Annotated in this window: 18 protein-coding genes and 1 pseudogene; 14 read left to right on the forward strand and 5 right to left on the reverse strand. The window is 63.9% G+C overall.

What is annotated here, in order from left to right:
- The first annotated feature begins 1 nt into the window (after position 1).
- The 5 genes from RCO31_RS03385 to RCO31_RS03405 all read left to right on the forward strand — a co-directional run bounded on the left by RCO31_RS03385 (position 2) and on the right by RCO31_RS03405 (position 3,864).
- The gene (locus RCO31_RS03385) at positions 2-463 is read left to right on the forward strand and encodes an NUDIX domain-containing protein (protein ID WP_308966816.1); all 462 of its coding nucleotides are present in this window, start codon (positions 2-4) and stop codon (positions 461-463) included.
- Positions 464-515: 52 nt separating this feature from the next.
- Positions 516-1,040 carry a crossover junction endodeoxyribonuclease RuvC gene (gene ruvC / locus RCO31_RS03390; protein WP_308966817.1) on the forward strand — a complete coding sequence of 175 codons (525 nt, stop codon included), beginning with the start codon at positions 516-518 and terminating at the stop codon, positions 1,038-1,040.
- A gap of 142 nt (positions 1,041-1,182) precedes the next feature.
- Positions 1,183-1,800, forward strand: coding sequence for a Holliday junction branch migration protein RuvA (ruvA, locus tag RCO31_RS03395; RefSeq protein ID WP_308967054.1), 618 nt, complete (start codon positions 1,183-1,185; stop codon positions 1,798-1,800).
- A 13-nt stretch (positions 1,801-1,813) separates the two neighbouring features.
- Entirely contained in the window at positions 1,814-2,857 is a 1,044-nt protein-coding gene (ruvB, locus tag RCO31_RS03400; RefSeq protein ID WP_308966818.1) for a Holliday junction branch migration DNA helicase RuvB, read from the forward strand.
- Between the two features lie 65 nt (positions 2,858-2,922).
- Positions 2,923-3,864, forward strand: coding sequence for a metallophosphoesterase (locus RCO31_RS03405; RefSeq protein ID WP_308966819.1), 942 nt, complete (start codon positions 2,923-2,925; stop codon positions 3,862-3,864).
- A gap of 119 nt (positions 3,865-3,983) precedes the next feature.
- Here RCO31_RS03405 and RCO31_RS03410 read toward each other — a convergent pair whose 3' ends face one another.
- On the reverse strand, positions 3,984-4,379 hold the full coding sequence (locus RCO31_RS03410) for a hypothetical protein (protein ID WP_308966820.1): 396 nt from the start codon (positions 4,377-4,379) through the stop codon (positions 3,984-3,986).
- A gap of 530 nt (positions 4,380-4,909) precedes the next feature.
- Between RCO31_RS03410 and RCO31_RS03415 the strand changes: the two genes are divergently transcribed.
- From RCO31_RS03415 to RCO31_RS03435, 5 genes and pseudogenes are all read left to right on the forward strand, one after another.
- Positions 4,910-6,196, forward strand: coding sequence for a glycosyltransferase (locus tag RCO31_RS03415; protein WP_308966821.1), 1,287 nt, complete (start codon positions 4,910-4,912; stop codon positions 6,194-6,196).
- Positions 6,163-7,197 (forward strand): glycosyltransferase family 2 protein, encoded by a 1,035-nt coding sequence (locus RCO31_RS03420; RefSeq protein WP_308966822.1) that lies wholly within the window; start codon positions 6,163-6,165, stop codon positions 7,195-7,197. Before RCO31_RS03415 ends, RCO31_RS03420 begins: the two co-directional genes overlap by 34 nt.
- Before the next feature lie 4 nt (positions 7,198-7,201).
- Positions 7,202-8,698, forward strand: coding sequence for a lipopolysaccharide biosynthesis protein (locus tag RCO31_RS03425; RefSeq protein WP_308967055.1), 1,497 nt, complete (start codon positions 7,202-7,204; stop codon positions 8,696-8,698).
- A 318-nt stretch (positions 8,699-9,016) separates the two neighbouring features.
- A complete protein-coding gene (gene ybgC, locus RCO31_RS03430; RefSeq protein WP_308966823.1) occupies positions 9,017-9,466 on the forward strand; it encodes a tol-pal system-associated acyl-CoA thioesterase in 450 nt (149 codons plus the stop codon).
- A gap of 46 nt (positions 9,467-9,512) precedes the next feature.
- Positions 9,513-9,892: pseudogene (locus tag RCO31_RS03435) on the forward strand (YbgC/FadM family acyl-CoA thioesterase).
- A gap of 3 nt (positions 9,893-9,895) precedes the next feature.
- Here the strand turns inward: RCO31_RS03435 and RCO31_RS03440 are convergent.
- The 3 genes from RCO31_RS03440 to hisS form a co-directional block, all read right to left on the reverse strand.
- The gene (locus RCO31_RS03440) at positions 9,896-10,507 is read right to left on the reverse strand and encodes a hypothetical protein (protein ID WP_308966824.1); all 612 of its coding nucleotides are present in this window, start codon (positions 10,505-10,507) and stop codon (positions 9,896-9,898) included.
- A gap of 139 nt (positions 10,508-10,646) precedes the next feature.
- Entirely contained in the window at positions 10,647-10,841 is a 195-nt protein-coding gene (locus RCO31_RS03445) for a tautomerase family protein (RefSeq protein ID WP_308966825.1), read from the reverse strand.
- Positions 10,842-10,872: 31 nt separating this feature from the next.
- A complete protein-coding gene (gene hisS, locus RCO31_RS03450) occupies positions 10,873-12,375 on the reverse strand; it encodes a histidine--tRNA ligase (RefSeq protein WP_308966826.1) in 1,503 nt (500 codons plus the stop codon).
- Between the two features lie 220 nt (positions 12,376-12,595).
- Here hisS and RCO31_RS03455 point away from each other — a divergent pair, with 220 nt between their 5' ends.
- The 4 genes from RCO31_RS03455 (at position 12,596) to RCO31_RS03470 (ending at position 17,510) form a co-directional block, all read left to right on the forward strand.
- The gene (locus RCO31_RS03455; RefSeq protein WP_308966827.1) at positions 12,596-13,495 is read left to right on the forward strand and encodes a hypothetical protein; all 900 of its coding nucleotides are present in this window, start codon (positions 12,596-12,598) and stop codon (positions 13,493-13,495) included.
- A 126-nt stretch (positions 13,496-13,621) separates the two neighbouring features.
- Positions 13,622-14,968, forward strand: coding sequence for an aspartate aminotransferase family protein (locus tag RCO31_RS03460; protein WP_308966828.1), 1,347 nt, complete (start codon positions 13,622-13,624; stop codon positions 14,966-14,968).
- 208 nt (positions 14,969-15,176) lie between these two features.
- Complete coding sequence (locus RCO31_RS03465) at positions 15,177-16,613, forward strand: EAL domain-containing protein (RefSeq protein ID WP_308966829.1); 1,437 nt, start codon at positions 15,177-15,179, stop codon at positions 16,611-16,613.
- A gap of 33 nt (positions 16,614-16,646) precedes the next feature.
- Entirely contained in the window at positions 16,647-17,510 is an 864-nt protein-coding gene (locus RCO31_RS03470; protein ID WP_308966830.1) for a TIGR01459 family HAD-type hydrolase, read from the forward strand.
- Between the two features lie 25 nt (positions 17,511-17,535).
- Here RCO31_RS03470 and RCO31_RS03475 read toward each other — a convergent pair whose 3' ends face one another.
- Complete coding sequence (locus RCO31_RS03475) at positions 17,536-19,194, reverse strand: SGNH family hydrolase (RefSeq protein ID WP_308966831.1); 1,659 nt, start codon at positions 19,192-19,194, stop codon at positions 17,536-17,538.
- Positions 19,195-19,325: the final 131 nt, after the last annotated feature.

The following is a 19,325-nucleotide window of genomic DNA, read 5'->3' on the forward strand; positions in this document are numbered from 1 at the left end:
CGTGCCCTGTGACAGCCCGCTGCGGATACGCGCCTCTGCAAGACTGCTTGTTCTCGATCCCTCCGGCCGGCTCCTTCTCTTTCGTTTCGTGCACGACAAGGGGGCGCTCGCGGGACGCAGCTACTGGGCCACCCCTGGTGGTGAGGTCGATCCCGGCGAGACGTTCGAGCAGGCGGCCATTCGCGAGCTGTTCGAAGAAACCGGCCTGCGCGTAGAGGATGTCGGCGCGCCGGTCGGCCAGGGGACGTTCGTGCTGCAACTCGCGGATGGCGAGCATGTCCTGGCCGACGAACGTTTCTTCATCGTCAAGACCGAGAACGGTGTGGTGTCCCGCGAGCACTGGACGGCGCTCGAGCGGGAGGTCATGAGCGAGCATCGATGGTGGTCGCGCGCGGAGCTGGCGCAAACCAAAGACGTGATTTTTCCGGAGAATATATTGGAAATGCTGGCGCCGCTCGGCTGAGCGCCGGTGCGTCCAGCTAGGATTGCCGGCCGCGCGACGCTATCACTATCCCATGCCAGCCGCCCCGATTCGCAACACCGTCCGCATCCTCGGCATCGACCCCGGCCTCCGCCGAACCGGCTGGGGCGTGATCGATGTCGAAGGCAACCGCTTGATGTTCATCGCCTGCGGATCGGTGGAGACCCGCGAGACCTTGCCGCTGGCGGGACGCCTCGTTGCCATCCACGAAGGGCTTTCCCGGGTGCTCGGCGAGTTCAACCCGATCGAGGCCGCGGTCGAACAGACCTTCGTCAACAAGGATGGCGTGGCAACGCTGAAACTCGGCCAGGCCCGCGGCGTCGCCATGCTCGCGCCGGCCATGTGCGGGATTTCGGTCGCCGAATATGCGCCCAACCAGGTGAAGAAGACCGTGGTCGGTGCCGGCCATGCCGACAAGAACCAGATCCGCGTGATGCTCGGCGTGTTGTTGCCAAAGGCCGATCCGAAGAGCGCGGACGCCGCCGATGCACTGGCGATCGCCATCACCCACGCGCACCATCGCCAGAGCGCGAACCTGAAGATCGCGGTGGCCCGATGAGCTGCATCGCTCGAAGGCAAAATGGCGAGGTCGATTGGCTTCTGATCCGCCCCGTGCATGGCGTGCTCTCTCCCCCACAAGGGGGGAGGGAACAGTCATTATGCGTTGCGCCATCAAGGCCAACACACCTGGGGCCAGCGCGATGATCGGCAAGCTCAAGGGGCTGATCGATTCCTACGGCGAGGACTATGTGATCCTCGATGTGCAGGGCGTCGGCTATCAGGTGCATTGCTCCGCGCGCACGTTGCAGGCGCTGCCGGCCGCAGGCGAAGCCGCCGTGCTGTCGATCGAGACCTATGTGCGCGAGGACCAGATCAAGCTGTTCGGCTTTCGCACCGACGGCGAGCGGGAATGGTTCCGCTTGCTGCAGACCGTCCAGGGCGTCGGCGCCAAGGTGGCGCTCGCGATCCTCGGCACGCTTGCGCCGCCTGATCTCGCCAACGCGATCGCGCTACGCGACAAGGCGGCGGTGGCGCGCACGCCGGGTGTCGGCCCGAAGGTTGCCGAGCGCATCGTCACCGAACTGAGGGACAAGGCGCCGGCATTCTCCAATGTCGATCCCGCGCTGGTGCAACTCTCTGGAGCGGTGGACGAGAAGCGCGCGCCGCAACCGGTGGCGGATGCGATCTCCGCGCTTGTCAATCTCGGCTACGGCCAGCCGCAGGCGGCCGCCGCGATCGCCGCGGCTTCGCGCAGCGCAGGCGAAAAGGCGGAAACAGCGCAATTGATTCGCCTGGGTTTGAAGGAGCTGGCGAAGTGATAGGCTTGCGACGATGACGACGACGCCCCGCCTGCTCACTCCCGAACGCCGCGACGACGACGCGAGCGACACCTCGCTGCGTCCGCAGACGCTGGGTGACTTCGTCGGCCAGCAGCAGGCGCGCGAGAACCTGTCGATCTTCATCAGCGCGGCGAAGAAGCGCGGCGAGGCGCTCGACCACGTGCTGTTCGTCGGCCCTCCGGGCCTCGGCAAGACGACGCTGGCACAGATCGTTGCGCGCGAACTCGGCGTCGGCTTCCGCGCCACCTCGGGGCCGGTGATCGCCAAGGCCGGCGATCTCGCAGCGCTGCTGACCAATCTCGAAGAGCGTGACGTGCTGTTCATCGACGAGATCCATCGCCTCAATCCTGCGGTGGAAGAGGTGCTCTATCCGGCGATGGAGGATTTCCAGCTCGACCTGATCATCGGCGAGGGGCCGGCAGCCCGCTCGGTGAAGATCGATCTCGCCAAGTTCACGCTGGTCGGGGCGACGACGCGCGCAGGTCTCCTGACCAATCCGTTGCGCGACCGCTTTGGCATTCCGGTGCGCCTCAATTTCTACACCGAGGCCGAACTCGAGCTGATCGTGTCGAGGGGCGCGCGCGTGCTTGGCGTCGGCATGACGGCGGACGGTGCGAACGAGATCGCCCGCCGTGCGCGCGGCACGCCGCGCATCGCCGGGCGGCTGCTCAGACGCGTGCGCGACTTTGCATCAGTGGCCAACGCGCCGGCCATCGATCGCGCGATCGCAGACAGGGCGCTGGGCGCGCTCGAAGTGGATGCCGCAGGCCTCGACGCGATGGACCGCCGTTACCTGACGACGATCGCGCTGAACTACGGCGGCGGGCCGGTCGGCGTCGAAACGATGGCGGCCGCGTTGTCGGAGCCGCGCGATGCCATCGAGGACATCATCGAGCCGTATCTGATCCAGTGCGGCTACCTCCAACGCACCCCGCGCGGGCGGCTTTTGACGTCACATGCCTTCCGGCACCTCGGGCTTGCGGAGCCGTCGCGCGATCCCGCGCAATTCGGGCTGTTTGACCCGGACGCGGATTAACTTTTGACCACAATTCCGCTCGATTAACCTGTCGTTCATGCTGCACCGCCAAAAATCGGTGCCGCATGGTCTCACGCCGCCGCCTTCTGCAATTGATTGCCGGTTCCGCCCTGTCCGGAATCGCGACTGCCGCCTATGGCGCCGGTATCGGGGCACGGGAGCTGCGGGTCACACGCTACGACCTGCGCCCGCCGCAATGGACGCCCGGCCTTTCCGTCAAAATCGCCGCCGTGGCCGACCTGCATGCCTGTGATCCCTGGATGGATCTCGATCGGATCGCCGGGATCGTGGACCGGACCAATACACTGGGAGCCGACCTGATCGTCCTTCTGGGTGACTACCTCACTGCCATGCCGCGACTGGCCCGGAAAATTCCCCCTTCGGCATGGGCGTCGGTGCTCGCCGGCCTGAAGGCGCCGCTCGGGGTGCACGCGATCCTCGGCAATCACGACTGGTGGGATGACCAAGCGGTGCAGCGGAGCGGGCACGGGATGCCGGAAGCCGGGCGCGCGCTCGAGGCGGCAGGTATTCCCGTGTACGAGAACGATGCCGTGAGGCTGGTGAAATCCGGTCATCCGTTCTGGCTGGTGGGGCTTGGCGACCAGATTGCATATGTTCCGGCACGGCGCTTCGGGTGGCGCACCAGCCGTGCCGGTGTCGATGATCTGACTGCAACCCTGGCAAAGGTCACAGACGACGCGCCGGTGGTCCTGATGGCGCACGAGCCGGATATCGCCATGCAGGTGCCGGAGCGTGTTTCATTGATGCTCGCCGGGCACATGCACGCCGGCCAGGTTCGCCTGTTCGGGTGGGCGCCGGTGACGCCATCCCGTTATGGCTCACGCTTTCTCTACGGTTATCGCCGCGAGAAGTGCGACGTGATCGTGTCGGGCGGTCTCGGCTGCACGAACTTGCCGGTTCGCATCGGTGCGCCGCCGGAAATCGTGCTGGTGACGCTGGGCGCAGCTGAGGCTGTCGTCGCAGGCGACGCGAACAACCGAGTTTGATCGACCACCGTCTGGTTTGCCGCGCATGACAACAGCACCTGCAGCTTCTGCGCTCGACGGCTTCATCCGCGATGGCCGGCATCAGATGCAGGTGTGTGTCTGCTACGAGGACACGGACTTCACAGATTCGCTTTTACCATCGGAGGCAAACATACCGATTTCCTCTGCCTTGCGGCGGCATTCGGGGAAAGCTTCATGCCGAAAAGGGCGGCGCTGTTCAGGTAGGGCGTATATTCGTAGGGCATCCGCTTACGACCCGGATGCACCACAATGCAGTCAATCAAGTTGCGGAAGGCGACGCGGGTCCCGATCGCTTTCGGATTGATCTTGAGCGCGAAGACGAGTTTCTTAACCTCCGACCGGTAAAGCTCACCGAACTTCGGATGGTCGAACGGGATCACATTCTCGCTGCCGTCGCCCAGCAGTCGCAAGCGCGCATCAACATTCTCCCGCTTCAGGTCGCATTCATACGCTTGAGCCGCTCGTCGGGTTTGCGGAAAGCCTGCTAACGTCAAGCACCGCGCGCGCATCCCTGGCTAGGGCCGGAGGGGCGTTACCCGAAAATGCCAGCCCCGTTCATTGCTGGAGTCGTTCACGCCGTCGGAGAACTTATAAAGAAGGTCATCGATATCCGACCCGCTTAAACCGCAAGGGTTCTTTAGGACGCGTTGGGCGAATCCAACAAGCCACAACGTGAGCACCGCGTGCACCGGCATGACGGACGTGACAGGATCAGTGAGGTTGCCTGAGAAATTAATCTCAACACGTGGCTTTTAATTTCAATATGTTCGGTTGCCGTGCGACATTTAATCACGCGCGCGCAGATTTAATATTTGATTAATTGAGCTTGACCGGTTGCTGCGCGTTGCAGAAAGTTCTGCAGTCCATTTCCTCGTGCAGTGTTCGAAGCATTGCGCGAGCGTTTGCCACCCATTGCGCGGCCTTTCTGCCCGGCTGGAGCCGGGTCACACTGGATGCCTTTCCATCGGGGATATCAGAAGGCCGCGTGATCGCGGGGACCTTGTCAATGCGAGTGGCGCTCTTCATGAACCAGTTTCCCATCGCCTCGGAAACTTTCATCATGAACACTGCCGCAGGTTTGATCGACGCCGGTCACGATGTCGACCTCTATGGCCTGTTTGGAAAGTCCTCATCGACGGTCGGCCATAACCTCGTTGAGCAACGCGGCCTGGCATCGCGCGCCTTTCTGCCGCACTTTTCCGAAAGCAAGGTCGTACGTCGCTGGCTGGAAGCTCCTGGCGCATTCGCTCGCATTGCGCAAGCATCGGGAATTCGGGCAGCGACAAGCGGGCTCAACCTTCGTGCCCATCGGCGCCGCGGTCTGGCGATGCGCGCCATCCATGAAGTCGAATCGTTCCAGGCCCGCGGGCAGTACGATGCCTTGCATTGTCAGTTCGGGACGCTGGCCAAGCCAGTGTTGCGGCATCGCCGTGCGGGCGGCCTGAGCGGTCCGGTTATCGTCCATTTTCGCGGTTATGACATCAGTTCACATATCGTCAAAGCCGGCCCGCACTACTATGACCAGGCCTTCGGCGAGGCCGAAGCCTTCATCGCCAACTCGGCCTTTTTCCGCGATCGTGCGATTGCACTTGGCTGCCCGGCGGACAAGATTACGGTGGTCGAATCCCCGATCAATATGGAAATTTTCCCGTTCGCGCCACGCATGCTCCAGCCCGGACAACCCATCCGTATTCTGACGGTGGGCAGGTTGGTCGAGAAAAAAGGAATTGCCTACGCGATCGAAGCCATCGGACTGCTGCGCGCGCGAGGCTTTTCGATCGAGCACAGGATTGTCGGCGAAGGCCCGCAGCGACAAGAGCTCGAAGCGCTGATCGGCGCGCTCGATCTCGGTCAGATCGTCACCTTGTTGGGCGAGCGGTCGCAGGAAGCGATCGCCGCTGAGCTCGCGCAAGCGCACCTGTTCCTTGCTCCCTCGGTCCACGCGGCCAATGGCGCAGCCGATGCTGCGATCAACACGATCAAGGAGGCGATGGCGAGCGGCCTGCCCGTCGTCTCGACTCGGCACGGCGGCATTCCCGAGCTTGTCGAGCATGGGGTCTCAGGGCTGCTTGCGCCCGAGCGCGACGCCGCAGCCCTTGCCGACCATCTTCATGCGCTCATCCGTGCACCTGAGAGCTGGCCCCGCTTTGCTGCGGCCGGGAGAACCGCGGTCGAGAGCCGTTTCGACACCGCTTTCATCGCGCGGAAGATCCTCGATATCTACGCGATCGCCGCAGAGCGCTATCGATCGCGAAGCGCAACATTGGGAGTGCCACGATGGACGTACTGGATGAAGCCAAGGTCACCCTGATTGTGACCCCGCGCGAGCGTTTCGGCGTGGCGCGCGAATCACTGACCAGCATCTTCGACCACACGACGGGCCCGTTTGACCTGGTCTATGTGGATGCAGCCGGTCCCAAGGACCTGTCGGCCTGGGTCGCGGAGCAAGCCAGGGTCCGCGGTTTCCAGCATCTCAACTTCTCCCACGTTCTGACGCCTAACGAGGCGCGGAACGCCGGGCTGCGGCGTGCAACCACGCCCTATGTCGTCTTCATCGACAATGACGTGATCTGCTCGCCCAACTGGCTTGAGCCACTGATCGCGAGCGCAGAGAGCACGGGCGCCGATGTGGTCGCACCGCTCACCTGCCAGGGCCTGCCCGTGCACACCGAAGTCCACCAGGCAGGCGGCCTTTTCACGACCGATCTCGCTCGCTTCTTTGCGACGCCGCACGGTGAGAGGATCATCGAGGAGGTGATGCATTATCAAGGGCAGAAGGTCGACGAAATCCCGAAGGAGCCGGTCGCCACGCAATGCTGCGAATTCCATTGCGTGCTCGTTCGCCGATCAGTTTTTGACCGGATCGGCGGGCTCGACACTCAAATGCTGGCCACCAAGGAGCATATCGACTTTTGCATGAGCGTTCTTGCGAATGGCGGAACGGTGATGTTCGAGCCGCGCTCGGTGGTGACCTATCTCTATCCCGGCCGATCGCGGCCGATCGCTGCGAGCGACTGGTCATTCTTCCTCGTTCGCTGGTCGGATGCCTGGCAGCGCCGCAGTTTTGATCGGTTCAAGGACAAATGGGGATTGAAATCCGATCAGCCCTATTTCGCCAAGCGCGCTCGCATGCTGAGCTGGCGATACAAGGAAGGTGTGGTCAAGCCGATTGTCATGAAACTGCCAGGGATTAACCGAAGTCCGCTGCTCCGCAAAGCGACGGGCAAACTTGTCGCTCCGTTTGTTTCAGCGGCCGGTGCAGCGATGACCGCGCGCGCTGACCGCCAACGACGCCTGCATCCAGAGCGTTGACGTGATGGACCAAACTTCGCTGGCCGATCGCGCAATCGCCAGCGTTCTATGGCTGCTGGTCGGGCGGTGGGGCCAGTTGGCGCTTGGCCTTGTCACGCTCACTGTCATGGCGCGGTATGTGGGCCCCGAAGTCTATGGCCTGTTTGCGCTGTGCTATGTGGTGATCGGATTGAGCCACGCACTGGGCGGCGCCTTTGCCGAAGCGCTGATTCAACGCAGGACCCTTGATCGCCATCACGAGGACGCGGTCCTTGCAATGTCGCTCGTTCCTGCCGTGATGCTTGCTGCTGTCATGGTCTTCGGCGCGAAGCCGCTTGCCGATCTGTTCGGTGCCGCCGAACTGGTAATGGTTTTTCCGGTGATGAGTGTTGTCGTCGTTCTGCAGGCGCTCGGCGCCGTGCCGGCGGCGCTGCTCCAGCGCGATATGCGCCACCGCAAGCTCGTAGCGATCGACAATGGGGCGGGATTGATCGGGAGTTTGACAGGCATTGGGCTTGCGATCGCCGGTTTCGGTATCTGGAGCCTGGTAGCGTCCGAGACCATTCGTGCCTTCACGCGCACCTGCGCATCGATGCGCGTTGCGCGCTGGGTGCCAAGGCTTGCCACGAGCCGATCGGCCATCGTCGATATCTGGCCTTTTGGGCGCAAGGTCGTGGCGATCAGGCTGCTTCAGTATGTCGACAGAATGACACCGCGCGTGGTGCTTGGCCTCGTGCTCGGCGAAGCTGCGGTTGGCTATTATGCGCTGGGCTGGCGAATCTATGAGCAGATTCAAAACGCTTTGGTCACACCGATGGCGAGTGTCGCGATGCCGGTGGCCGCTCGCGCCCAGGATGACATGCCAACGCTCCGTGCGATCCTGAAAGGCGCAACGACGGCGACGAGCTCGATCGCCTATCCGGCCTTTATCGGTGCTGCCGCCATCGCGCCCGTCGCCATCCCGTTCTTGCTCGGAAACCGATGGGGGCCTGCCGTTCCCGTGGTGCAGGTCCTGTTGCTGATTGGTATCCGGAGCGCGATCTCTGCATTCAACGGCGGTGTGCTGCGGGGGCTCGGCCGGCCGGATCTCCAGCTCGGCATGCTTGCGATCGGCGCCACAGCGACGCTGGTGATGGTTCCGATTGCCGCGCCTTATGGTGTTGCCGCTGTCGGCGGAGCAATCCTGGCACGCAGCTTTTTGACCTGGCCTATCGGCGCAGCCCATATTCAGCGATTGACCGGTCTCCCGTTGCGGACGCAAGCCCGCCTGGGGCTCGAGGCCCTCATTGCGGCATCCGTCATGGGGGCATTCATCCTCACTCTTCAGCAGCTCTTTGCATGGACGCCATGGGTGATGATCGCCATCTCGCTGTCGGCGGGTCCGCTGGTTTATCTCGGTTGCTTCGCAGCTCTCGCGCCCGTCACGGCAAGCGCAGCTTTCCGCGCAAGCAAAGCATTTGCGGCAGGCGATCGCCCCCGGGCCAAAACCATCCTTCGAGAACTATCGCGCTCCCGGCTCTAAGAGCGTGATGAGTTTAAGTCGAATCTCTGCTGTCATACCCGCGGAAGCGGGCATGCAGTACGCCGTGCGGCTCGCGATTGAATCTCTAGCGCTCTGGAATACTGGGTCCCCGCGTTCCATAGGCGAGCGAAGCGACGCCGTTCTTTGAACGGCTACGGGGACAAGGCCGAGAGTAGGATGCAGCCTGCTAACCTCAATTCATCACGCTCTAGCTCCGCGGCGTCGTCCACTTCAAGTCCAAAGCGATTAGCGCTTGCTGAGGAACGTGCCTCTGTGCAAGTCGATTAGTCCCCGAGGTGCGATAAGAGGAATCTCCCCGTGACAGACACTCTTGATGGCGAAATCCGCGACGGTCGTCATCATATGCGGGTTCGCGTTTACTTCGAAGATACTGACTCCGGCCAGATTGTTTATCACGCGAATTTTTTGCGCTTCATGGAACGCGGCAGAACAAATTACTTGCGTTTGCTCGGAACGAATCAGCAAGAACTCCTCAACGAAGCGCGGAAAGATGCGCCGGGCCTCGCCTTCGTTGTCCGTTCGATGAAAATCGACTTTCTAAAACCCGCAATCTTGGACGACCTGCTTGAGGTTGTCACGGTTCCAGAAGAGGTGAGGGGGGCGTCGATTGCCCTGCTGCAGGAATGTAGGCGCGGAGACGATCTTTTAGTCACGGCCCACGTACGCGTGGCGCTTATCTCAGGCGGAAAAGCACAGCGCATCCCGAAGTCCCTACGGCTCGCTATGGAAGGGGATAGACAAGTTTAGCCCTCGTTCACGCTGTGGCCTTCCAACGCCCCAATCCTGTTGCGATATGGTCAAACCAGCGTTCTCCGGCATCGTCTATCACGCCAACTACCTGCGCTTCATGGAACGCGGGTGCACGAACGACTTGCGCCTGCTCGGCGCGGATCAGCGCGCGTTCAAGAAGCCGAAAGCGAGGCGCCGGGCTTTGCGTTCGTCGTCCGCTCGATGGGAATCGAGTTTCTGAAGCCAGCGCGGATGGACGACCTGCTCGACGTCGTCACCCGGCCGGTCGAGATGAAGGGCGCATCGATCGTGCTCGCTCAGGAGGTGCTGCGCGGCAGCGGGTCTTTGATCGAGGCGACGGTTCGCGTTGCGTTCATTTCCGGCGGCCGCGCGCGGCCGACCCCGAAGCCGCTGCGTTTGGCGATGAAGGCGGACCAGCAATAGTGCTTATCGCTCCGCGGTCGGATGCCAGCGCGGCACATAGCCGCGCGACAGCACGCGCGCAATCGATGGTGGCGTCAGCATCTGCACCGTGATGCCTGTCGGCCGCTCCCGCGCGTCGGCGTAGCCCGATGGTGTCCAGCGCAACAGCCGCGCGCCCTTCACCGCGAAGGCATCATCGCCCGACAGCGTGATAAATGCGCCGTCCGGCAACTCGTCGAGCTTTCGGTCGTGCCGTCGCTTGGCGCGGCCGTGTAAGCGCTCGGCATGAAGGACGTCGTCCATCTCGGGCGCGCCGGCGCGCACGCCGCGACCGGCAAATCTGAGTGCAAAGTCGTTTGCGTCTGCGCGCCGGCATTCGAAGCAAGGGCGGTGGCCGGCGGCCAGCGCCGTCGGCTCGTCGAGAAAGAAGAGCTCGGTATAGTACCTGCCCCAGACGTTGCGCTGCCGGCCCTTGAAGCTCAGCACGCAGCAGATCCATTGCCGGCTCGCGTGGCGTCGTAGGGACAAGGTCCGGTCATCGCGATGGAACTTGCCGCCGCGGTTGCCGAACAGCATCCCGCGCGCCGTCGTCGCGAACAATTCGCCAAACGGATCGACGCGATTCTGCAGCGGCATTGTCGGCTCACCGTATCTGCCGGCAGAGCATCTGCCGGGAGGGCATCTATCCGGCGCGTCTGCTCAGCGTGTGCTGGCTGGCCAGGTTACCCCGGCCATCCGCAAACTTGCGTCAGCAGTCAGAAAGCGGCCGGTGAGCCTATTTCTTCAGCCGCTCTTCGAACGTCACGCCGCCCTTCATCTTGTCGATCAGCGGCGCCTCGATGATCTGCACCGTGACCGCGTCGATCGGCGCATTGGCGTTCTTCACCACCGCGTCGGTGATGTCCTTCATGAGGCCCTTCTTCTGCTCCACCGTGCGGCCGGCGGCGAGGTACACGATCACTTCAGGCATTTGTCGCTCCCTTGAACGTTGGTCCCAAATTTTAATCCCACGTCACATCATGCCGGCCAAGCACCAGGCGGACTTCGTCGATCAGCTTATCCTCGTCGACAAGCACCTGAGCCTCGCTCTGCTTCTTCAAGTATTCCTCGCGGTCCTCGATCGCGGTCAGTCCTGCGCCGAGGATCAGGTCCTTGATCTGCACCTTGCCGCTCGCCCGCTCGTCCGAACCCTGGATGATCGCGCAAGGCGAGTTGCGCTTGTCGGCATATTTCATCTGCTGGCCGAGGCTGTGCTTCGGATTGCCGAGGTAGAGTTCGGCGCGGATGCCGGCATTGCGCAGGCGTGCGACCATCTTCTGGTAGGCGGCGATCTCGCCGCCGAACACGGTGACGACGACCGGGCCAGGCTGTGGTTTGGTTTCGAGCTTGCCCAGCAAGGTGAGCGCCGCCTGCAGCCGCGAGACGCCGATCGAAAAACCTGTCGCCGGCACCGGCTCGCCGCGGAAGCGCGAGACGAGGCCGTCATAACGTCCACCGCCGCCGACCGAGCCGAAACGCACCGGACGTCCCTTCTCGTCCTTGGTGTCGAGCAGCAGTTCGACCTCATAGACCGGGCCCGTGTAGTATTCGAGGCCGCGGACGACGGACGGGTCGATGCGGATGCGATCGGAATAGTCTGAGGCGTCGACGAGTTGGGCGATCGAGCTCAGCTCCTGCGTCCCTTCCGCGCCGATGGCGGAATTACTCAGTTGCACCAGTTGGGCGATGATCTGATCGTTTGGACCTGATTGCGGGCTGGTCGACGCGATCACGCGATGGATCGAATCCGCATCGAGCCCCGCGCCCTTGGTGAAGTCGCCGCTTTCGTCCTTGCGGCCCTCGCCGAGGAGAGCCTTGACGCCGGCCTCACCCAGTCGATCGAACTTGTCGATCGCGCGCAGCACCGTCAGCCTTTGTCCGGCCTTCGCCTCGCCGCCGAGTCCGATGCTTTCCAGGACGCCATCGAGCACCTTACGGTTATTTACCTTCACGACATACGCGCCGCGGGGAATGCCGAGCGCTTCCATCGTGTCCGCCGCCATCATGCAGATCTCCGCATCTGCCGCCGGGGAGCCTGAGCCCACCGTGTCGGCGTCGAACTGCATGAACTGGCGGAAGCGTCCCGGACCCGGCTTCTCGTTGCGATAGACATAGCCGTAGCGGTAGCTGCGGTAGGGCAGGGCGAGGTTCTGGAAATTCTCCGCGACGTAGCGCGCGAGCGGTGCCGTGAGATCGTAGCGCAGGCTCAGCCACTGCTCGTCATCGTCCTGGAACGAGAATACGCCTTCGTTCGGCCGGTCCTGGTCGGGCAGGAATTTACCGAGCGCGTCGGTGTATTCGATCGCCGGTGTCTCCACCGGTTCGAAGCCGTAGCGCTCATAAACCTGGCGGATCTTCTCCACCATCGCCCGCGTGGCGGCGATGGCGGCGGGGCCGCGGTCTTCCAGCCCACGCGGCAATCGCGCACGCAGCTTCTGGGGTTTCTTCTGCTTCTTGTCGGACATGGTGCGGTGTTATCAGCCGGGTCTGGGGACGGCAAATAGGATGTCGCGAACCCTTCAGCGAAGCGACGGTTCGCAATTGTTGCGTCTGTTCAGGTGCTTAACCTGTGTGTCGTTGCTTAACAATCTCTTCAATCTATCGCCAGCCCGACGCACGTTGACTTGGCTTTAGAATTTTCCGTCACTGTCAAAGTCTCCGCCGTGCCAAATAGCGAGAGAGACGATGAAGCGTCCGCGTTCGTCGCCCTATGCAGAGCACAGCCGCTGGAGCGACCCCGGGTCGCTCGGCGAACGCGGATTCGATACGTTGCCCGCGCGGGCCGAGCTGCTGCCGACTGTCGTTAGCGGCCTGGTGTTGCACCCGCTGGAGGCCGCCGCACGTGGCATTGCGGTGCCCGAGACCTCGCAGGGCGACGCCCAATTGCGCTCGGTGGCCGAATTTCTGCAAGTGTTGATAGCCCGCGACCGCCGCTCGCTGCAGATACCGCGCAAATCGGAGCACCGGCTGTTCGGCGTTCGTCGCGACTATGCGCTGATTGCCTGCTCGATCCTGCGCGCGCACCGCGTTCCGGCACGTCTGCGCGCAGGCTTTGCCGATTACTTCACGCCAAACGTGCTTGAAGATCACTGGCTCTGCGAATATCGCGACGGCCACATCTGGCGGTTGCTCGATGCGGAGCTCGCGCCCGACGTTCGCAGCCGCTACGGCATCGCCTTCGAGGCGCATGATGTGCCGCGTCAGCGATTTGTTGCCGCGGGCGCCGTCTGGCAGGCAGCGCGACGCGGCGCCATCGATCCGCAGCGGATCGCCGTGCACGGTCTTGGAGGTGGCGGACTCCGGTTTGCGGCTGCGAGCCTGCTGCGCGATCTGGCAGCGCTGACGATGAACGAGGTGATGCCGTCGGATCAGTGGGGGCCAGCGCGTTCCTTCGGGCCGGGAACCGAAATCTCGGACGAATGGCTCGAACGCTTCGACGCGCTGGCGAAAGCGCTCGCCGCGGAACCGACCGACTATCAGGATGCCAAGGCGATCCTGGACGACCATCCCTGGGCGGCACTGACTGATACGGTCGTCAGTTATCCGCTCGGTGAGCCTGTCGAGGTGGTCGTTGCGCAGCCTTAGCCATGCAGCCTTAGCCAAAGAGGCCCCTTGCTGGTCTTATAGAAGATCCGCGACCGCCATTTCGCGGATGCGGCGTTAGCTGATACACTTCAGCGCAACACCCAAGCCTTCGTGGGATTACACAACATGAACGTCAAAACCGATATCCGTCCCGCCGCCGTGGTGCCGAACGACTTGTCGGCCTTCTGGATGCCGTTCACTGCCAATCGCGCCTTCAAGAAGACGCCGCGCATGCTGGCCGCCGCCAAGGACATGCACTATTTCACCACCGATGGCCGGAAGCTGATTGATGCCGCGGCCGGCATGTGGTGCACCAACGCCGGTCATGGACGCGAGACCATCGCTGCCGCGCTGCAGAAGCAGGCGAGCACAGTGGATTACGTGCCGCCGTTCCAGTTCGGCTACCCGCCGGCCTTCGAACTTGCCAGCCGCGTCGCAGCGCTTGCACCGGACGAACTCAATCATGTCTTCTTCTGCAATTCCGGCTCGGAGGCGGTCGATACCGCGCTGAAGATCTCGCTCGCCTATCAGCAACTGCGGGGTGAAGGGACGCGTACCCGCCTGATCGGACGTGAGCGCGGCTATCATGGTGTCGGCTTCGGCGGCATCTCGGTCGGCGGCATCGTCACCAACCGCCGCATGTTCGGCACGCTGCTCACCGGCGTCGATCACCTGCCATCCACCTACGATCGCGAAAAGCAAGCCTTCACCAAGGGTGAGCCCGAGTTCGGCGCGCATTTCGCCGACGAACTTGAGCGGATCGTCGGCCTGCATGGGCCGTCGACCGTGGCCGCCGTCATCGTCGAGCCGATGGCAGGCTCGACCGGCGTCTTGCCGCCGCCGAAGGGTTACCTTCAGCGCCTGCGGGAGATCACGAAGAAGCACGGCATCCTTCTGATCTTCGACGAGGTCATCACTGGTTTCGGCCGTCTCGGCTCGGCGTTCGCGGCTGAGCGCTATGGCGTCACGCCCGACTTGATCACCTTCGCCAAGGGCGTCACCAACGGCGCAGCTCCCATGGGTGGCGTGCTGGTGCGTGACGAGATTCACGACGCGTTCATGACCGGGCCGGAGCACATCATCGAGCTGTTCCACGGCTACACTTACTCGGCGCATCCGCTCGCCTGCGCCGCGGGTCTTGCGACGCTTGACATCTACCGCGACGAGAACCTGTTCGATCGTGCCAAGAAGCTGGAGCCGAAGTTCGCGGATGCGGTGATGACCCTGCGCAAGGAGCCGAACGTGCTCGATATCCGCACCGTTGGCCTGACCGCGGCGATCGACCTCGCCTCACGCGACGGCGCGCCCGGCAAGCGCGGCATGGACGCACTTGGCGCCTCGTTCCACGACTGCGACATCGTGCTGCGGGTGACCGGCGATACGCTGGCGCTCACCCCGCCGCTGATCGTCTCGGAAGACCAGATCGGCGAGATCGTCGACAAGGTCGCGAAAACCATCCGCGCAGTGGCGTGAGGTTCCTTCGCGCCGCTAACCGCGGCGGCGGGCGGGAGCGCGCCGGTCCGGCGCTCGGGCGAGGTGTCGCAGCGGCGGCGAACCCGTTCAGGGTTTGCCGCTGGCATTTCGGGCTTTGCTGTCGCTATGGGCTTTGTGCAAAGAGAGTAGCGCGCCGAATCAGCGGCGATGCTAGAACTGTGGCCGAGGGCAGGGCGCTAACCATTCCATGATCCGCATCTCGACGATTTTTATCGCCGTCTGCATGGTGCTGATCGCGTCGTCGCTCGGCTTCGCGCTTTACGCGCTGGCCGACCTGGAGCCGATGCATGCCGCGCTTGTCGCGCTCGCCGCCTTAACCGTTCTGATCCTTTACAACGCCGCCACAATGCGGCTGCGGGAGCGGCCCGACCTCAGCGGCCAGATCGCTGATTTGTCGCGCGGCACCGCCGATCTCGCGCGGCAGGTTGGCGAATTCGGGCGCCGGTTGCACGCCGTCGAGGGCAAGATTGCGTCGACCAGCGGCAACGTGGAACGCCGGGTCGACCCGCTGCGCGAGGAGATCGCCGAACTTGGAAATCTCTTGAAGCAGCTCGCAGTGTCCGTCGCCGCACACGAAGAGCTTTTGAAGCCGGAGTTGAGCGGCCTCGGATCGCCGGTGGCGAAGGCGGCGCCGGCCGAGCCCACCCCGCCGGTCGTCCCGGAAAAGGTCGAGCGCTCGGCGCCGACCGAGCGCGCCGAGATCAAGGCGGAATCCCGATCGGCGGCGACGGCAGGTCAGGACAGGCCCGCCACTGTGTCGGCCGACGACGCGCGCATTGTCACTGCGGTCAAGCAGGCGGCTGACGCCAATCGCATCGATCTGCATCTGCAGCCGCTGGTCACGCTACCGCAGCGCAAGGTGCGCTACTACGAGGCAATGTCGCGGATCCGCGACGCTGACGACAACGTCATCGCAGCAGGCGACTTCATCGAGGCCGCCGAGAGAACCGGCGCAATGGCGCGCATTGACGAGGCCGTGCTGCTGCGCTGTGTGCAGGTGCTGCGCCGGCTCCTGGCGCGCAGCAAGGATGTCGGGTTGTTCTGCAATATCTCGGGCGTCACATTGCGCGACACCGAGGTGTTCCGTCGCTGCATCGATTTTCTCGACGCCAACCGCGCGCTGGCGCCATCTTTCGTGCTGGAAATGAAGCAAAGCACGCTGCGCAGCCTCGGACCTGCCGAGAGCGAGCATCTTGCGGCGCTCGCCGAGCGCGGCTTTCGTTTCTCCATCGACAACGTGACGGATCTGCGTTTCGAGCCGCGCGAGCTTGCCGACCGCAGCGTCCGGTTCATCAAGGTGCCGGCGGCGCTGCTGCTCGATCCGAAGCGCGCCTCCGATATTCACCCTTCCGATCTTGCCGACATGCTCGGCCGGTTCGGCATCGATCTGATCGCCGAGCGGATCGAGGATGAGCGAACAGTGGTCGATCTCCTGGACTATGACGTCCGTTTCGGCCAGGGATTTCTGTTCTCGCCGCCGCGTCCGTTGCGCACGGAGAGTCCAACCCCGAGCGGCACCGCCGCACCTGAAAATCAGCCCGCCCCAGCCGTGCCTTCGCCCTCTGTGCATGCACGCGCGCAAGGGATCGCCGCGCTTGCACGCCGCGCGGCCGGTCCGACCTGACGCGAAACACTCTTGACGCAAACATCTTTGGAAATGACCAACACGACATTCACCCGTCATTTGCGCGACGTTCTCGATGGCGTCGATGTGATCCTGTCCGATATCTGGGGAGTCGTTCACAACGGCCTCGAAGCGTCGCCGGATGCCTGCGCGGCGCTGGCGGAATTCCGCAAGCGCGGCGGCAAGGTCGTGCTGATCACCAACGCACCGCGGCCTGCGGACGCGGTGCAGCGGATGCTGCGGCGGCTCCACGTGGCGGATGACGTCTATGACGCCATCGTCTCATCCGGCGACCTGACGCGCGGCTACATCGCCGAGCATCGTGCTGAGCACGTGTTCCACATCGGGCCCGAGCGCGATCACTCCCTGTTCGATGGCTTCGGCGTCGCGTTTGGCGACGTCGAAGACGCCGACTACATCGTCTGCAGCGGCTTGTTCGATGACGAGACCGAGACTGCGGAGGATTACCGCGCGACGCTGACGCGCGCGCGCGAGCGCGATCTGTTCTTCGTCTGCGCCAACCCGGATATCGTCGTCGAACGCGGCGAGAAACTGGTCTTCTGCGCCGGCGCGCTGGCGGAGCTTTATACGACGCTCGGTGGCAAAGTCCTGTTTGCGGGCAAGCCGCATCCGCCGATCTACCAGCGCGCTCTGGCGCTGGCGGCCGAGGCCGGCGCGGCGAGCCTGTCACCGGCGCGGGTGCTTGCGATCGGCGATTCGGTCCGCACCGATCTCGAAGGCGCCAATGGCAGCGGGTTTCGCTGCCTGTTCGTGACCTCAGGCATTCACGCAGCCGAACTCGGTGAGCGTGGCAACCCCGACGCGGCCTCCGTGGCGAAACTGTTCAAGGGCGCGAGCAAGCCGCCTATCGCGGTGACGCCGAAGCTGATGTGGTGACGGCGCGCGCTCAAATACCGAAGCTTCAGCGCATGAATCCGCCAAAGCCGAACCGCTCAGGCGCGAACGCAGAACGTCCGACCGGCGCCGACGGCCGGTAAGCCGGTCGCTGCTGCGCAGGCGCAGCCTGCCGCGGTGTGTAGCCGGGCCAGTTGCCCTGTTCGGTATTTGTGACGGCGGGGCGCGGGCGCCGCTTGGTCGGTTTCGGCGGCTCCGCGGGCGCCGCGGCGGTCGGCGCGGCCGCACCGACGGCTGGAGCCTCAGCGGTTGGCGGAGCCTCGTCCTTTCCATCGATCTTGCCGATTTCGCGCCGTGGCCAGGTGGAATCGTCCGCACGGCCGCCGGGGGCGCTCAGCGGTTCGCCCTTGATCAGCGCCCGCGCAGCGAGCGCATCGATCGCGGCCGGCCGGGTGCCGGCGCCTCCGAGCAGTTCATTGGTGCCGAGCGAGGAGGCTACAAGCGGCACGATCGGCCCTGCGAGGGGACGCGGCGCCGGTGCGCCAGGCTTGATGTTGGTGTCGGGCGTGCCCGGGTCGCTCGGCAGCGCAACCGGCAGCGTGCGGTTGGCCAGCAGACGCTTGATCTCGCGGTCGACATAGTGGGCGAGCTTGCGGGCGCCGGCCCTGGTAAAGAACACGCCATCGCCTGTTCGCAGGCGGCGGGTCTGGCCTTCGAAATCCGGACCATGCAGCATGAAGCGGCCGGCCTCGTCGACGAAGCCGTCCCAGACGTCGACGTAGGTGATGCCGGCCTTCGACGCGCTTTCGCGGTACAGCTGGTCGAGGAACAGCATGTCGGACGTCGCCCTCTGCCCGCGCAGCGCAGGCAGGCCGACCCACAACACCGGAACGCCCTTTGTCTTCAGGACGCCGATCATGTCGTCGATCTTCTTCTTATAGAGTTCGATCCAGCGTTCGGAGCGAAACTCATTCAGGCCGTTGGCCGACGGCGTTGTGCGTCCCGGCGTGGCGAGCGACGGCGTATCGGAATTGTCGGCCTGATCCTCGTCCGGCGGCGCCTCGGCATCCTCCGGCTTGTCGTCCGGCTTCTTCGCGGCGCTCGCAGGGTCCTGTTTCGCGCCGGTCTTGCTGTCGGCCTTCTTCTTGTCGTCCTTTTTCGGGTCGGGCTTCTCGGCGACCTCGCGGATGGTCGTGCGGTCATGCAAGCCGAGCATCACGACGATGACGTCGGCCTTCTCCTGCGCGATGATGCCCTTCGCCGCGGTCGCCCAATCGGACGGCTCGCCGCGCGGCTGATAGCGGATCAGACCGGACACCGTGCGATGCTTGCGGATCACGCCCATATCGGGCTGCTCGGCGAACGCGTCTTCCAGACCATAGGCAAGCCAGTCGGCCATCGCGTCGCCAAGCACCAGCACCTGGCGTTCCGGCACGACATCGCCCTTGTCCGTCTTCGGTGGCGGCGCGCGGGAATAGTCGACGCGCGGGGCCGGCGCTTGCTCCGGCCGCGGTTGTTGCTGCTGCTGGAACGGTGCGAAGAAATCACCGAACGGTGAGCGTTGCTGATAGTGCTGGCGCGATGGAGGCCGCTCGCCGAAGCCGAACGGAAAGAACTGCGCCGATGCCGGCACCACGACTGCGACCAGCATGGCGAGCGCGACGGCGACTGCGATCAGAGGCCCGCTCTCGGTCGAAAGGCGCGATGGGAGTTTCGGATCCGACATGCGTCCGGCTTCAGGTTCGGCGCCTCGTGGCAAATTTGGCCGCGAATTCAACGCTGCGATACGACCATAAGCCGCCTCGCGGCGTTCCGCGTCAAGTACACACGGAAAATGTCAACCTGAAGGTTACCGGC

Origin of the sequence: Bradyrhizobium sp. LHD-71 (assembly GCF_031157255.1) — a bacterium.
GTDB lineage: Bacteria > Pseudomonadota > Alphaproteobacteria > Rhizobiales > Xanthobacteraceae > P52-10.